The 15,983-nt window shown below is 59.7% G+C and carries 14 protein-coding genes; 5 read left to right on the forward strand and 9 right to left on the reverse strand.

What is annotated here, in order from left to right; all coding sequences use genetic code 11:
• Positions 1–134: 134 nt before the first annotated feature.
• The 4 genes from D0B32_RS32215 to arsC all read right to left on the reverse strand — a co-directional run bounded on the left by D0B32_RS32215 (position 135) and on the right by arsC (position 2,889).
• Positions 135–317, reverse strand: a complete 183-nt coding sequence (locus D0B32_RS32215) for a hypothetical protein (protein ID WP_147329478.1) — start codon at positions 315–317, stop codon at positions 135–137.
• 292 nt (positions 318–609) lie between these two features.
• Positions 610–900, reverse strand: a complete 291-nt coding sequence (locus D0B32_RS02185) for a DUF1272 domain-containing protein (RefSeq protein WP_117332035.1) — start codon at positions 898–900, stop codon at positions 610–612.
• Positions 901–957: 57 nt separating this feature from the next.
• Positions 958–2,334, reverse strand: a complete 1,377-nt coding sequence (locus tag D0B32_RS02190; RefSeq protein WP_117332036.1) for a gluconate:H+ symporter — start codon at positions 2,332–2,334, stop codon at positions 958–960.
• A gap of 195 nt (positions 2,335–2,529) precedes the next feature.
• A complete protein-coding gene (gene arsC / locus D0B32_RS02195; RefSeq protein ID WP_117332037.1) occupies positions 2,530–2,889 on the reverse strand; it encodes an arsenate reductase (glutaredoxin) in 360 nt (119 codons plus the stop codon).
• Between the two features lie 843 nt (positions 2,890–3,732).
• Between arsC and parA the strand changes: the two genes are divergently transcribed.
• Together parA and D0B32_RS02205 are read left to right on the forward strand one after the other, a co-directional pair.
• Positions 3,733–4,395: a ParA family partition ATPase gene (gene parA, locus D0B32_RS02200; protein ID WP_117332038.1), complete on the forward strand. Its 663-nt coding sequence runs from the start codon at positions 3,733–3,735 to the stop codon at positions 4,393–4,395.
• Between the two features lie 24 nt (positions 4,396–4,419).
• Positions 4,420–5,481, forward strand: a complete 1,062-nt coding sequence (locus tag D0B32_RS02205; RefSeq protein WP_117332039.1) for a ParB/RepB/Spo0J family partition protein — start codon at positions 4,420–4,422, stop codon at positions 5,479–5,481.
• A 70-nt stretch (positions 5,482–5,551) separates the two neighbouring features.
• On the opposite strand, the gene D0B32_RS02210 is transcribed toward D0B32_RS02205, so the two are convergent.
• Positions 5,552–6,901 carry a replication initiation protein gene (locus D0B32_RS02210; protein ID WP_117332040.1) on the reverse strand — a complete coding sequence of 450 codons (1,350 nt, stop codon included), beginning with the start codon at positions 6,899–6,901 and terminating at the stop codon, positions 5,552–5,554.
• Positions 6,902–9,183: 2,282 nt separating this feature from the next.
• Here D0B32_RS02210 and D0B32_RS02225 point away from each other — a divergent pair.
• On the forward strand, positions 9,184–10,389 hold the full coding sequence (locus D0B32_RS02225) for a DNA-binding protein (RefSeq protein ID WP_117332043.1): 1,206 nt from the start codon (positions 9,184–9,186) through the stop codon (positions 10,387–10,389).
• 122 nt (positions 10,390–10,511) lie between these two features.
• Here the strand turns inward: D0B32_RS02225 and D0B32_RS02230 are convergent, their stop codons facing one another.
• The 3 genes from D0B32_RS02230 to D0B32_RS02240 all read right to left on the reverse strand — a co-directional run bounded on the left by D0B32_RS02230 (position 10,512) and on the right by D0B32_RS02240 (position 12,763).
• Positions 10,512–11,570 (reverse strand): site-specific integrase, encoded by a 1,059-nt coding sequence (locus D0B32_RS02230; RefSeq protein WP_117332044.1) that lies wholly within the window; start codon positions 11,568–11,570, stop codon positions 10,512–10,514.
• Between the two features lie 84 nt (positions 11,571–11,654).
• Positions 11,655–12,053: a DUF2471 family protein gene (locus tag D0B32_RS02235; protein ID WP_117332045.1), complete on the reverse strand. Its 399-nt coding sequence runs from the start codon at positions 12,051–12,053 to the stop codon at positions 11,655–11,657.
• A gap of 95 nt (positions 12,054–12,148) precedes the next feature.
• The gene (locus tag D0B32_RS02240; RefSeq protein WP_117332046.1) at positions 12,149–12,763 is read right to left on the reverse strand and encodes a helix-turn-helix domain-containing protein; all 615 of its coding nucleotides are present in this window, start codon (positions 12,761–12,763) and stop codon (positions 12,149–12,151) included.
• Positions 12,764–12,914: 151 nt separating this feature from the next.
• Here D0B32_RS02240 and D0B32_RS02245 point away from each other — a divergent pair, with 151 nt between their 5' ends.
• Together D0B32_RS02245 and tdh are read left to right on the forward strand one after the other, a co-directional pair.
• Positions 12,915–14,129: a glycine C-acetyltransferase gene (locus D0B32_RS02245; RefSeq protein ID WP_117332047.1), complete on the forward strand. Its 1,215-nt coding sequence runs from the start codon at positions 12,915–12,917 to the stop codon at positions 14,127–14,129.
• Positions 14,130–14,132: 3 nt separating this feature from the next.
• Complete coding sequence (gene tdh, locus D0B32_RS02250; protein WP_117332048.1) at positions 14,133–15,161, forward strand: L-threonine 3-dehydrogenase; 1,029 nt, start codon at positions 14,133–14,135, stop codon at positions 15,159–15,161.
• Between the two features lie 121 nt (positions 15,162–15,282).
• Here tdh and D0B32_RS02255 read toward each other — a convergent pair whose 3' ends face one another.
• Entirely contained in the window at positions 15,283–15,933 is a 651-nt protein-coding gene (locus tag D0B32_RS02255; RefSeq protein WP_117332049.1) for a YceI family protein, read from the reverse strand.
• Between the last annotated feature and the right edge of the window lie 50 nt (positions 15,934–15,983).

The following is a 15,983-nucleotide window of genomic DNA, read 5'->3' on the forward strand; positions in this document are numbered from 1 at the left end:
CCTACCCGCTCATCTCCCCTGCTACGACCCTGTCCGTACAGCGCTTGAACGAAAAATGGGTGTCGCATGGACGCCGATCCCGGATGGCTTGTGACGTGAATCTGGACGGGTGCCGTCGTGTTAGATGTTTTGCTTCACTGGCCAAAAAATACGTTGCAAAACGTTTTGGGGCCGTGGCATTCCGGCGGCGCCGAGGACGACGGGTCGGCCGCGTCCGCAACGCTCGAGAACACAGCCAGCAACGCGACGGAAGCGATCAGGGCGGAAACAAGGCGTTTCATGGTGACGGTCCTCAGCTCAGCGGGGATGGCGATCATAGTGTGGCGCTAGTCGAAGAATATCGACGAAGGCACGCCGCAGAAACGGCAAAGTGGCTAAAAGCTTGTATCTGAACCGGCAACAATGGTGTGTCAAACGGCGCACCGGCGTATAACATCACACGGGCAAAAAATTGGATAATGCGGAATCCAAACTAAAATTCTGCATGGATTGTTCGGCGACGTCCGCGTCTCCGGCACATCGTCCCCGAGCTAAAAATCCGGTGCTTAAGCAGGTTGGCCACCTCAGACACGTGGGTTCGACTACCGCAGCGCGAACAGCGATACCGCGCTAGCGGTCCGCAGGCAAAGTCGCGCCGTATCGTTCGACAAGCACTGAGTGCTCGGTCTGGTCGATCTCCGCGTGGAACGGCTCGTGACGCGCGGGATGCTTCGCGAGCATTGCGCGCGGACGGATGGGCCGGCGCTCGAAATTGCCACCGCAATTCGGACACACATTCCGCAGCACATGCAACGCGCAATCCTCGCAGAACGTGCATTCATACGTGCAGATCATCGCCTCTGACGAATTCGCAGGGAGAGGCTTTGTGCACGCTTCGCAGGACGGTCTTAGTTCAAGCATCGGATGCTCCAGTTCAAGGAAAGCGAATGCGGTTCTCGATAGTTCGTGACGCGTGACTCAAGTCAACACGCCCCACAAAACAAGCGTCAACGCGAGACCAATTAGCGAAACGATAGTTTGTAGAACGGACCATACGAGCACGGTCTGTTTTAACTGGAGGCCGAAATATTCGCGCACCATCCAGAATCCGGCGTCATTGACGTGGCAGAAGAACACCGACCCCGCGCCAATGGCGAGTGCCATGAGGGAATTGTGGGCGGCACTCAAGCCGACGACGACCGGAGCGACGATACCCGCCGTGGTCGTCGTGGCGACGGTGGCGGACCCAGTGGCCTGGCGCAACGCCACGGCGACCAGCCACGCCAGAAGGATCAACGGTAAGTGCGTACCCACGGCGATCTTGCCGATGGTCGTACTGATACCCGCCACCACCAGCGCCTGCTTCAGGCCGCCGCCCGCGCCGATGGTCAGCAGCAAGGCGGCGATGGGCGGCAGGCTCTTGCGGAGAATACCGCCCACGCGTTCGCGCGGCATGCCGCGCGCCCAGCCCAGTGCGACCACCGCGAACAACACCGTGAGGCCCAGCGCGACGAGCGGCTCGCCAAGAAAATTCAACGCATCGAACAAAAACGTTTTGGGATCGAGTGCGAGCTTGGCGACGGTGCGGCCCAACATCAGAAGCACCGGCAACAGGATCGTGATGAGGGAGTTGGCAAAGCCAGGGGCTTCGGCCGCACCCGCTTGGGTGCTGAAGAGTTTTCCCATCTCCTCGGGTTCGGCCACCTGCATGCGTTTCGACAGCCATATGCCATAGACAGGGCCGGCGAGAATCACCGCCGGAATGGCAACGATCAGGCCAAGTCCGAGCGTGAGGCCGAGGTCGGCGTGCAACGCGCTAACGGCGATCAGCGGCCCAGGGTGCGGCGGCAGCAGCGCGTGCAGCGTCGTCATGCCAGCGAGCGCGGGAATGGCGATGCGCAGGATGGGTTGCTTCGAACGTCTCGCCATGACGAAGATGATCGGCACCATCATCACGAGACCAACCTCAAAAAACAACGGTAAGCCGACGACGATCGCCACTAGCGCCATCATCCACGGCAAGGTCCGTGAGGTCGAGTGATCGAGAATCGTCGACACCAGACGGTCGGCCGCGCCCGACTCTGCCATCAACGCGCCGAGCATTGCACCCAGGGCGATGATGATACCCACGTCCCCGAGCAATGCGCCCGCGCCTTTGCTGAACGCGCTGGCCACGGTTTCGAGCGGTAAGCCGGCGGCAAATCCTGCCGCGAAGGTACCAACGAGAATCGAGAGAAATGGCGCGAGTTTCAGTACGCTGATGAAAACAACGATCAACGCGAGGCCCAGCAAGCACGCGATGATCAATTGGGTGTCGTGGGAGGACCAGGGGGCAAGTGTTGTCGTGAGATGCACGATGTCCTTCGTGTGTTGATTGATGCACTCGCGCGAGCGTGTGGATATCGACGATTGTAGCGGTCAATCTGGGCGCAACGCGCTTGAGTCAGCACGGCGCTTACGGCGTGGGCACACGCAATGCGGCGCGTGCGGTGCCAGCGCTTTCGCTTTGATATAGGCGAGGGCTGAGAGGACGCGGATCGACTGCACTGGTTACTCAAATAGCGCTTTGACGTTCTCCGGTGGACGTCCGATGACGGCTCGTCCGTTGCGGACCACAATCGGCCGCTGCATCAGAACTGGATGCGCCGCAATTGCTTCGCATAACTGATCGTCTGATAGTTGCGCGTTGTCCAATCCAAGTGATTGGTAGGCTGCCTCGGTATCGCGAAGCATATCGCGCACCGGTCGACCCAACATGGCGCTCAGTGCCTTCAACTGCTCCACCATTAGAGGGTGACGCAGATATTCGATGATCTCGACGGGCTCATTTGTCGTGTTGTACTCGGTGGTGAGCAACGCGCAGGCGCCGCGTGATTTGGAGCAATCGGGGTTGTGATAGATCGTGATCATAAAAGGCCTGATCGGCACGGGTAGATTGGGTTTGGATTTTAGCGTTCGTGGCTCTTGGCGTGGACGTGTCTCGGTTGGCCTCGCACACGGTGCCGGGTCGTCTCGTGTTGTGTGAGGCGAGATGCAGGCTGGGGGATTGTGGTCGCCGGTGCGGATCGCGAATTCGCTTAGGCGTTCCTGCAGGATAGCTTCTAGCCTCGAAGCTGGTGGCACGACTCAGGGATTGTTTATGCGCATAAAGTTTGATCGGCGACCGCCCCGGTGATGGGGGCTGCGGGCCAAGACGCGTAGCGCTTCCTGTACTCGGCCATGGAGCTAACGTGCGTAAGATTCGTATTCCCGACGTCCTGCGTGCCAAACTCGCGCGGGAGGTTCGCCCAGCGACGCTCTCCACTTCTCGGGCCACTGAGTCCGCGGCTGATCTTCCGGTAACACGTTCAGAACCGTCGATGCCTGGCGCGTTTTCGATCCACGCTACTGCCATCGCGATTCGCGCGTGAAGCGCCGCCTTACCTCGAAGGGCGGTTGACCGCCCCTCAGACTCTGCTCCCACCACTCCCGTCTATTTTTGGCGGCGGCGCTCATGCCTGTCGAACGAGTCGATGGGACGCCAACTCGAGCTCGAAGTATCACCTAATCAGGTTCGCTCAAAGACACTCCGGCACGCAGACCATCGTGCGACTACCGCGGGCACGTCGATCTCATTCGACGCGCCCCGATCTGTCAATTTATGCGCATAAACCTCTGCCGAACGGCTAACGCGCGTTGCATTCACGACAAAAACATTGAAATAGAAATTCATCAAGGTAAAATCCATCAGCGTCTAAAAAGAGGAGGTGAAGATTGGCAGCAGAAATCATCGCGGTAACACAGCAGAAGGGCGGGGTCGGGAAGAGCACTATCGCGATGCATCTCGGTGCTGCCTTCCATGAGAAGGGCAAACGCGTCCTTGTCGTTGACGCTGATGGACAAAACACTTTGGTCCATTGGGCCGGGGCTGCGTCAGATAACGAATCGGGGATCCCGTTTCCGGTCGTCAATCTTTCCGAATTCGGTGGGCAGATCCACCGTGAGATCAAGAAGTTCGTCGCTGACTACGACATCATCGTCGTTGACTGCCCTCCCTCCATCACCGAGAAGGTCTCCGGCGTCGTCTTGCTAGCTGCGACGGTTGCGATCATTCCAACCTCTTCGTCCCCAGCCGATTATTGGTCGAGCGTCGGTCTGGTCAAGCTGGTCCAACAGGCTCAGGTGATGAACGAAGACCTGCGCGCCGTCTTCCTCCTGAACAAGACCGAAGAAAAGCGGATGCTGACGCGCGAGCTCAAACGCGCCCTCGAAGAACTCGGGTTCCCGTTGCTCAAAACCCAGATCCCGACCCGCGAAGCCTATAAGCAGGCGATGGCTCTTGGCCAAACCGTTCTGCAAATGAACGACCGCGGCGCCAAGCTTGCCGCCCTCGAAGTACGCGCGTGCGCCGACGAAATCGCCGCCTTGCTCCCCTGAATTTATGCGCATAAAGGACACTGAATGAAACCCTCCCAATTCGCCAAAGGCTTTCAAGCACGTCCCGACACGACAAGCAGTGAAAAGCGAACCGCCCTTGATCGTCTGAACGCAATCGATGGCTTGGTCAAGAATGGACCGAAAGTCGAAGGTCTGGCGACCCACTCCACGCAGTCGGCGTCCATGCCTGTGGCGGTAGAAGCCGGCCACACAGACAGCCTCAACGAGTCGCCTGCCTATCACGCATGGCGCGTCGAATACGGATACCGGCCCGGCCAGGTCATCGAGCTTCCTCTCAAGGTGATCAAGGCTAGCCCGTTCAATCCGAGGCATTTTTATCTGAAATCGTCGATTGCCGAGTTGGCGGTCAATCTGGCCAAGCAAGGGCAACAACAGGCGATCCATGTGATCCCTGACTATGAGAACCCCGGCACCTATTTCGTCAGCGACGGCGGGCGCCGCGTCCGAGCGCTGAAGGAGGCGAACAAGGAATCGGTGAAGGCGATCGTGATCGATCTGCCGATTGGTATCGAGAGCTACAAGCTTGGATACGACCTCAACGTACAGCGCGACTCGCAGACGGTTTTCGACAATGCCGTGGTGTGGAAGCGGTTTCTGGACGACAAGCACTTCCAGAGCCAGAAGGAATTGGCCGAGCACCTGGGTCTCGATGAATCGACGGTCGCGGTTGCGTTGTCGATTGCAAAGTTGCCGGAAGTAGTGATGCAGGAGATGGTTACGCGGACCGATCGCTTCGGTTCGAACATGGCCTATCAGGTCGGGCGATATCACGGCGCGCGTGGATCTGATGCCACGTTACGCCTGATCAACAAGATTGTCTCAGACGACCTGAGTACGCGACAGGTCGCGGATATCGTCAAGGGCCGGGCAACGGCGCAGGAAAGTGCCAAGCCGGTTGGACGCCAGCGCTACGCGCAGCGTCTCGAGATCAAACTCGACGGGGTATCGGTGGGGGATTTGAAATCGTACGGCGACGATCGGATCGAACTTCGGTTGAAGGGACTGTCGAAAGAACGGCGTGACGACATCCTCAGTCAGATCGAGCAGATACTCGCGCAGAAGTAACTACCCTGACGAGGCAAGGCGTCGTTACACGACGCCTTGCACCCGCACAGCTCCGCACATACACGCACACTCAGGCAGCGCGTGACTGACTCAAGGTAAAGGCCAGCAGATCGCCATCGGTTGGCTCACCCCAGGTCTTTCGAGCGAGCCAGTCAAAAAAGGCCGTCTCGGTCAGCTTCGAATCAAGACCGCGACGACGCCAGTCGTCGCGCATGTGCGCACCCAGATCCGGCAACTCATCCTGTTCGAACGACTGCCGCGCCAGATCCCGGTCTGACTCACCCTGTTCGTCGTAAAGCGCCCGCGCCTCCTTGCGACGAAACGCCGAATACTCGCCCAGCAGTCGTGCCTTGAGATCGTCCGCCGGCGCCGCAGCGCCAGTCTTGCCGGCGCCACCCGACGGCAACGCCTCGACCGGCGGTGCGTAACCCTTCTTCAACGCATCCTTGAACAGTGCGGGCGCGCTGCGTACCGGCGGCAGCGACGTACTGCGCATGCGCTGTTCGGTCATCTGCAAGGCTGCACGAATGCGATTTTCCTCGCTGTCCGCATAAAGCGTCTGCGCTTCCTTGAGCGGAATGCCGATCTTCACCATGCGGTCGACCAAAGTGCTGTCGAAGACGTTCGGATGCTCATCGAGCGCCAGCATGGGCTGCTTGCGCTCGGTCACGCGGAACTGGATTTCCGCGACCCGCCGTCCTTCCCGGTGCTCGATCAGTTCGACGAAAATATTGGTGACGGCATTCACCTCGGCAATCGCCGGGCGAAGGTAATCGCGTTTGAAGTATTTATATTCGCGTTTCGCCTCGTCGCCGGCCTCAGTATCCGGCGTACCGGAGAGGATAGGGCGCCACCACTCCCACGATTCGCGCATCGTCAGGTGACTGGGGTTCGTCAGGTAACGCACGCAAATTTCGTACAGTGCGAGGCCCGCGCTACTGCGTAACTGGCTTTGGAACTGCAGGCTCAGCCGCGCGTACTGCACCGGATCCAGCAGCTTTTTCTTGATCTTCGGCGCGAACGAAAACTCGACCCACACCCGCCGGGTATTGGGATCTTCGAGAATTTCCGCGTCGGCGATCAGGGTAGAGATACCCCATTTGCGACCAGGCTTCTGACTGGACGTCCCGGTGCTCCATTCGACCTGCACCGACACCATGCGCCGCAGATGCTCCTTGACGAGCGCGGTGTCATTTGAATCGAATGCCGAGTTCGCCACGATGTCCGAGAGCAAAGCCCGGTACGTGTCGCCGGACTCGTCCGCCTGCTGCGCGACCGCCAGCAAAACGTTGAACAGCTTTCGGGTCAGCAGGGTGATCTTGCCGCTCTTGGGCTGAATGGCGATCGCCTCGACGGCTTTGCGCAATTCGGCGGAGCTCGGGCTCACCACATCAGTCTTCTTCGCGCGCTTCGTGGCCATGCGTCGGGTCGAGGAGGGATTTGGCGAGAGCATACCGGCTGCGGTGAAGCGCGTCTATAGCGCACCTCTCACCATTCGCGGTGATGCAGGCCCAGGAAGCGCGACTCACCTCCGTGCAGTCCCGAAAACGCTCACCTTAGCCGTTTCACGCCAGGTTCCGGCTCTCGTTGCGTGCTGCGGGATCCGGAAAAGTGACCTGGTTCAGACCCTGGCTCGAAAGGGAGCGATTCACTCCCGTATCAGCTCACCGATAAAAAGTCGTAATTTTGCGACGGCAGTCGTGACCTCACGCCACGTCTCTGCTGCGTTCGACGACGGGAGCGGTACGGGCGCAAAACTAAGCCCCTCGAACCCGCGAGAAGCGGTCGCGGATGACTGCCCGGCCAGCGAGCTGGCAAGGCAGATCTGCGGATCGACACCGCGGCGCTTCCGCGCGACGGGACGAAACCGCACGGAATGACCTAGAAGCCAACGGCGATGAGCCACAACGCGAACCCTTTAGGCAAATCAGCGCAGAACGCACCGGTACGGCGTGCGCAAGGACAGACGAGCGTCCTGCTTGCCGCGTCGCAGCGCTTGTTCCCCTCCTAACCCGACCAGGGCGTTCCCGTACTGGGCGACATCCCTCGCGCCCACGGTGCGGTGTTGCCGAGCGCCCTCAACGTCCTCAGCCTGCGTCGCACGGGCCCTGTGAAAACCTGCCATTGAGTGGTCTTGGGTCACCCGGCCGAGCTCAGCATGCGAATGATCCCTTGCCCCGACCAGGGTCGGACATCACAGGCAATCCAACCCGTGCGAGACCATGTTGCCCCGTGCGCGGTTACGCAATAGCCCTGGCCGCCCCTTCGAGCGGCGGTTAAGGTGGGGCAGGGCACCTGTGATTGACTCACCGCAGCCGACTACGCGACTGGCCCTCCTGAAAAGCCTCACCTTTACCCGGCCGCGGGGCGCGAAACACATAGCCCACAAGGAAAAACCCCCTCGGCTTGTGCCCATGATATCTCCCGAAAAGCCTCACCTTTACACCGCACGACGTCCGGGAATGCCGCAGCGCAACGGTCGCGAGCACCTCCCGAAAAACCTCACCTATCTGTATTACTCACAAAATAGTCAACTAATTCAGCTGGTTAAGAAAACGTCATGTAAAACTACTTCAACTTTTTCCCTCCCGAAAAATCTCACCTCAACGTTTCAGCTGCTCGACCAGGGAAGTGACGCCATGTTCACTGGCGCTCCCGAAAAGACTCACCAATGATCATCCAGACGACATGCTCCTGCGCTAACAATGCAAGGCAGACAGCGGCTTCCACGTAAGTAACCGCAAACTTTCTCCCGAATTTCCTCACCTTTGCCATATCCCGACCGGCAATTCGGTCCCGTAAACCCTCACCGCTGTAGCCAATAGTGATGAAATTCTCGCCAGCCGACACTGCTCCTGAATATTCTCACCTTTAGCATTCGACGCTGTCAGCGCCAGCCTATGGGCCTCGCGCCGGTCTCAATTCCCACCGAAGCTCCCGAAAATCCTCACCTTAGCCTCTGGAATGCCCAAAACTGCGGCATCCATGCGCTGCTTCCCCGAAAAACCTCACCTTCGCCTGGCGTTTTCTCCCGGTTCGACTCACCGAACGCATTTACGCCACCTTATTTCGGTCAAAAACGGGTCTCGTGCATCTTCCCGAATGCTCTCACCTAGCCGTGCAGTCAGGTTTCGCACCCCATATCCGCCCTGTCGGCGCTCGCGGGACATTAGCTCCCGCAAAACCTCACCTTTGGCAAGTGCTCATTTTTTAAGCCTCTCCTGAACCCGCTCACTAACTTTCCTGCACCCGCTCACCGACGTCCCCGAACCCCATCACTCGACCCTCCCGCATGCCCTCACCACCGCTCCCGTAAAGCTTCACCTGACTCCCCGCAAACCCATACCTGGTAAGGATCTGCCGTGGCGTTAACGTTTTTAACTAAGGTTCAAGGGTGTTTACTTTTATTACTCTCAAGACTTTCCGACCCGCGAGCGCTTCGCCAAAGCCTCCGACCCCCCATCCCGCTTCGTGAAACAGTGCCGAGCAGTTGGAAAATCCGAAAAAACCTTTTCCTGACAGATAGTTATCGCCTATTCTTCGTTTTGTTTCACGGAAACCGACAGCACGATCATGGATACACACTGTGATCGGCAAAAAATTGGTGCATTTGCAACGATCAAGCGTCACTCACAATGATGGTGTAGCAAATACTACGTAAATTGTTATGATTCGCTGATCCGAGCCATATCCGAGGTGTCAATGAATCTGGACGACGAACGTCAGGCGATTCGGCAAGAACTTGAATCGTTGCGCGAAAGTGGCGCACGCCGGCAAGAACTATCGCTACATGCCTGCAAGCGCCTGTTTTTTGATCTCGGCATTCGCCCCACCTTGGCTGCGGTGCGAGATTTGACGCAAACCGGCAGTGCGAGCGACATTCCCAAAGATATCGACAGTTTTTGGGAGCGAATTCGGAGCGCATCGCGCGTACGGGTCGGTGCCGGGTCAATCCCGAAAGCACTTGAAGACCGCGCCGGAGAATTACTCGGTGCGATGTTCGAAGAAGCCATCGCGCACGCACGGTCCAGTTTCGAAACTGAGCGCACAGCAAACCAGGCGCTGATCGACGCCGCGCAGCAGGAAATACGGGAAGCGGACATCCGCCGTCAGGCCTCTGAGGACGCGATCAGCCGCAGCGAAGCGCGAGCCGATATGGCTTGGGAACGCGTGAGAGCCTTAGAGGCTGAGTTGGCTTTGGCTAACTCCCACGGCGCGGCCCATCAGGATGGTTTGCAGGCATCTATGCGCCGCATCGAAACAGAAAACGAGTCGCTGCGAAAACGGCTCGACACGGAGCAAGCCACCAACGCTGGACTGCGCGACCGCATCGACGCCCTCCATATCGAGATGCGACACAGTACCGAGCACTATGCGCAGCAGATCAAGGACGCGGTGGCCGAAGCCGAGCGCCGCGTCAAACCGATGCTGGTCGAACTCGACTCCTTGCGCAGCATGGCGACGAATTACCAGTCGGGTCTGCGCGACGCGAGTCGCAAGGAATTCGACTTCATTCAGCAGGTTTCGGCGGCCAAAGCACGCGGTGATCGGCTGGAAGCGCAGGTTCGCACGCAATCTGATGAACTGGACACGCTCACAGCCGAACTCACGACGCTGCGCGCCCAGCAGGGCATCGATCCCGCGATCGCCGCCTTGTTGTGCGCACAAGCCGACGCGGGAAGGCTAAGTGCTGCAGAAATGGCGGCGATCGGTACGCTCGCGGACGGCCACGTCGTTTTACCGTCGCGCTGCCCGAAATGTGAGGAGGGTGAGCCGGAACTATCACAGGTGGATCACCGTTATGAACTGCAGTGTCCGGAATGCGAGCACTCTTCCGGTCCGGGGCAGTCCCGGCTGGAGGCGGTTACGCGGTTTTTATCGCCAAACGCGGTGTCGACCGAGGTCTAGCAGCCATTGAAGTGACGCGTTAGCGCGCCTGCACTCCAGACGCCTGACAGAACGAAATGCCAAAGGTGAGCGAATTCGGGACTCGACAGGTGAGCTATTTCAGGATGATTTTCACACCGTGATCAGCGGAGACGCCCGCGCCGCGTAGCTCCCGGCACGGGCGGTGCGGCAGGATCGGGTTCACTGAAAGCCGGGATATCCTGCGCATCGAACCACATTTTCCAGGCACGTTGCAGCCGGCTTGCTGAAATCGGCTGCGCAAAACCGAGCCATTGACCGACCTGCTCCGGTTCGACGCCCGTTTCGAAAAGATCTGCGGCGTATGTGTTCCGCAAAGTCTGCGGGCTCGCCCGAGAATCGCGCGTGCCGGCGAGACCGGCGGCTTCGATGAGTGCATCGACCGAGCGCAGCATGGTGGCTTTGTGCATCGGTCGCCCGGATGGCGACGCAGGGAAAAGCAAATTGCCAGTGAGTTCCGAAGGACGTCGCTCGGCTAGCCACGCGTCGATGATCGCGACGGCAAACGGCGAGAGCCGCGTGCGTCGGGTCAGCATCGGATTGGCAGATTCGATTGTCACCCACGCTGAGCCCACCGAGACGCAACTAACCGTTAGGGTACGCGCTTCGCCGGTTTTCAGTCCGCCGCCGAGAAACACAGCGATCAATGCGCGATCACGCCGTTCGCGCCAACGCTGCGCGGCTGAAAGTTCGGACACGGGTGAGAAGAGATACGCGATCAATGCTGCGCGTTCGGCGCTCGTCAAAAACCCCGTGGGTTCATTATCGGGGGCATTGCGCCAAGCTGCTTCGCCATCCTGAGCAATAAAACGCGCTGGGTTTGTCGATGCACTTTCGATCTCACGAACGTGATCCAGTACTCGCTCAATGAGTCGTAAATATCGGAGCCGTTGAGGCTTTCGAATATCCAGCCCCGCGACGAAATTCTCAATGGTTTGCTGATCGACTGAACCCAGATGCTTGCGCCGGACAGCAAGCCAATCGAGAAAGAGTCCCCATTGCGCTTGATAAACCTCAGCCGACGAGCGCCGGAAATTCTGTTTGGCCAACCACGCATCGAAGGCGATACGCGGGTCCCGGCGCCAGTCAGCGCGCGCCTGATCAAACAGATCAGTGGTATTTTCCGGATGATCCGGGCGGTCGGGAAAGGTGGGAGGGGACATAGCCTGTTTTACCGTTAGTTGCGTTATATTTTAGGCTATCAAGGACCGACTCGCGAATCGCGCGAGCCCACTTTATCTAAGCGCTCATCCACCCCACGCCCGCGCCCGCCTTGCGCCAGCCGCTTTTACGCCTGACGCCGCGGCCGCGCGATAAGCCTGGTCATACACTGCCACCGCGAAGGCAAACACTGCCGGCAGCGCGTTCGACGCGCCAAAATCCACCGGCTCGTCGGTTTCGGGATAGGGCAGTTCTGAGGGGCGTTGGAATAACCCTAGCAACAGCGCGTCGTGGCGGCTGGCGAAGCCGAGGTCGGCGAGCGCTTCCGCCTCGATGGCGTGCAGAAGCCGCCAGGTTAGCGGAACTTGCTGCACGATGTAGCGCGCAGCGATATTGCCGACAATACGCTGAAGGTCACGTGCGGCGCTCTGGAAACGCCGCGCAGCCAGGCCGTGATCAGCATGGCCGTTGATCAATTCGTTCATGTTTGGCTCCGGTCAAGACTCTCGATACTGTACAAATATACAGTACTCTATGCAACTCGACCGGGTGGCCAACCGCCCCCACGTGGGCCTCAACCTCAGCCGTGAATGACCACCAGCAGCGCCTTGGCCTCGCCCTTACCCGCATTGCGGATGGCGTGGGGTTCGTCCGCGACATAACGCGCGGTCTCAGCTGTTTTCAGGCGGCGGGTCGTTCCGGCGGCTTCGATTTCGATCGAGCCGTGCAGCACGGTCAAATGCTCGCGCGTGCCCGGCTCATGGGCGTTCGAGACGAGCGCTCCGCCTGCCTGCAAGGTCAGCTCGTACCACTCGAACTTGCCGGCAAGCTCGATCGGGCCCCAGACACGTAATTGATATTTGGCATCGTGGCCGCTCAACGTAGGAATTTCGTGCGGGCCCGAAACCGCGATTGCCTCTGGCGCCTTGGGCTGGGCGAACAGCGAGTCGAGACTCACGCCCAGCGCATTGGTCAAACGCCACGCCACCGCAATGGTCGGATTGGCCTTGTCGCGTTCGATTTCCGAAAGCATCGACTTCGACACCCCGGCGGCGCGCGACAGATCGTCGAGCGTCATCCTGCGTTCGCCGCGCAGCCGCTGGATCTGCTCGCCCACTCGCGGCGGTGCCGCGACGGTTTGCGCTAGAGTGGGTACAGCGCCTGTCGTCGCGCGCCGGTTTCCCGAACTTGCCATTTTTTGACCTATCGTTTAGATTGTTCGACATACCGAACTTAGGTTCGGAAAACCGAAAATATTCGCCAGCACCTAAGGCCGACTATACCGTCCGGCGGTCCGGCAAACAATCATGGCCGAGCGGTCGGTGGCCCATTCTGGAGTCTGATGTATGCGTGAACCCTACCTCGCCCATCTGCGCAGCACACTCGAGCAGATCCGGGCCGACGGCTTCTACAAAACCGAGCGCGTGATCGCCAGCCCGCAGTCCGCCGACGTGCGACTCGCCAACGGTTCCGAAGTCCTGAACTTCTGCGCCAACAATTATCTCGGCCTCGCCGACGACGCGCGCCTGATCGACGCAGCGAAAGACGGCCTCGACCGAGATGGTTTTGGCATGGCGTCGGTGCGTTTCATTTGCGGCACGCAGACGGTGCACAAGGAACTGGAGCAGGCGCTTGCCGCGTTCCTGCAAACCGATGACTGCATTCTCTACTCGAGCTGTTTCGATGCGAACGGCGGCCTGTTCGAAACCTTGCTCGACGATTCCGACGCGATCATCAGCGACGAGTTGAACCACGCGAGCATCATCGACGGTGTGCGGCTGTCGAAAGCGAAACGCTACCGCTACAAGAACAACGACCTCGCCGATCTGGAAGCGAAGTTGAAGGAAGCCGACGCCGCCGGCGCACGCTTCAAACTGATTGCCACGGACGGCGTGTTCTCGATGGACGGCATCATCGCCGATCTGGCCGGCATCTGCGATCTGGCCGACCGCTACGGTGCGCTGGTGATGGTGGACGACTCGCACGCGGTGGGCTTTATCGGCGAACACGGACGCGGCACGCCCGAGCATTGCGGCGTGCTGGCGCGGGTGGACATCATCACCGGCACGCTCGGCAAAGCGCTGGGTGGTGCGTCGGGCGGTTACGTGGCGGCGCGCAAGGAAATCGTCGAATTGCTGCGCCAGCGTTCGCGTCCGTACCTGTTTTCCAACACGCTCACGCCGAGCATCGCGGCGGCCTCGCTGAAAGTGCTCGAACTGCTTGCCAGCGAAGAAGGCGCCGCGCTGCGCGAGCGGGTCCGCGCGAACGGCGCGCATTTCCGCAACGCGATGAGCGCGCTCGGTTTCACGCTCGTCCCCGGTGAACACCCCATCATTCCCGTGATGCTCGGCGACGCGCAACTCGCCTCGCAGATGGCCGACGCGCTGCTCAAGGAAGGCGTCTACGTGATCGGCTTCTCGTTCCCGGTGGTGCCGAAGGGCCGCGCCCGTATTCGCACGCAGATGAGTGCGGCGCACACGCCCGAGCAGATCGACCGCGCGGTCGAAGCATTCGCGCGCGTCGGTCGCGCGCTTGGCGTTATCCAGACCTCGGGGGCATAAAACATGAAAGCACTGGCAAAACTCGAACGCGGACCGGGTCTAACGTTGACCGATGTGCCCAAACCCGAAGTGGGCCACAACGACGTGATGATTCGCATCAAGCGCACGGCCATTTGCGGCACCGACATCCACATCTGGAAGTGGGACGACTGGGCGCAGAAGACGATTCCCGTGCCGATGCACGTCGGCCACGAATATGTAGGCGAGATCGTCGAAATGGGTCAGGAAGTGCGGGGCTTTGCGATCGGCGATCGCGTCTCCGGCGAAGGCCACATCACCTGCGGCTTCTGTCGTAATTGCCGCGCGGGACGCCGGCATCTGTGCCGCAATACGGTGGGTGTGGGCGTCAATCGTGAGGGCGCGTTCGCCGAATACCTCGTGATTCCCGCGTTCAATGCGTTCAAGATTCCGCCGGAAATCTCCGACGATCTCGCAGCGATTTTCGACCCGTTCGGCAACGCGACGCATACGGCGCTGTCGTTCAATCTGGTTGGCGAAGATGTGTTGATTACGGGCGCCGGGCCGATCGGCATCATGGCGGTGGCAATTGCCAAACACGTGGGCGCACGCAACGTGGTGATTACCGATGTCAACGACTATCGCCTCGAACTCGCCCGCAAGATGGGTGCGACGCGCGCCGTCAATGTGTCGCGCGAATCGCTGCGCGATGTGATGGCCGATCTGCACATGACCGAAGGCTTCGACGTGGGCCTCGAGATGTCGGGTGTGCCGAGCGCGTTTACCAGTCTGCTGGAGGCCATGAATCACGGCGGCAAGGTCGCGCTGCTCGGCATTCCGCCGGCGCAAACCGCGATCGACTGGAATCAGGTGATCTTCAAAGGCCTCGAAATCAAGGGCATTTACGGCCGCGAGATGTTCGAGACCTGGTACAAGATGGTCGCGATGTTGCAAAGCGGGCTGGATCTGTCGCCCATCCTGACGCACCATTTCCCTGTCGACGATTACAAGAACGCGTTTGCCGCGATGCTGTCCGGTGAAAGCGGCAAGGTAATTCTCGACTGGACGACCTGATAGCGGCTTAGAAATCGCATCGTCGCATCACGAAAAACGCGCATGACGTAAAACGCCCCGGCTTTGATGCTCGAAGCCGGGGCGTTATTCATTATTGCTCAGCGCGCCCGAACATCCCGTTTCAAGACCCCGCCTCCGGCCGCACGAATTCCGCCTGAATGCGCACGTGCACGTCGTCGCCCACCGCCGGATACCAGGTGGCCAAGCCAAACTTCGCACGGCTGAAACTGCCTTCCGCCGCGAAGCCCAACGTGTCTTCCTTCGTCAGCGGATCAGGACCATAACCGTTGAAGGTCACGTTCAGCGTCACCGGTTGCGTCGAACCGTGGATCGTCAGATTGCCAGTGAGTTTGCCGGTGGACGAGCCGGTGCGCTCGAATCCCGTACTCACGAAACGGATCTGCGGATACTGCTGCACATCGAACATGCTTTCGCTTTTGACCATCTTGTCGAGCAAGGGCACGTTCGTATCCACGCTGTTCGCGTCGATCGTCACTGCCACCGCGCTCTTGTCCATGCCGCCGGCGTTCCAGTCGAGTTGAGCGGTGGCGCGGTCAAAGCGCATCGTAAAACGCGAATACTTCAAATGATCGACGTCGAACAGAATGCTCCAGTGATGCGGGTCGAGCGTGTACTGGCCGACCGGCACGCTCGCTTCGGTTTGACTGACCGAGTGGGTCACGACTTGCAGCGGCGTACAGGCGGCGGTCAACGCGAACGCCGCTACGCACAGCGCTCGCGCCACGGCAGCGCGCCCAGCGTACTTCTTCATTGGATTCCCCTGATTGGTTGCCTGTCACCCTACCGCAAACGCGGGTTCCG

Source organism: Paraburkholderia sp. DHOC27, assembly GCF_003429005.1.
In the GTDB taxonomy this organism is placed as follows: domain Bacteria; phylum Pseudomonadota; class Gammaproteobacteria; order Burkholderiales; family Burkholderiaceae; genus Paraburkholderia.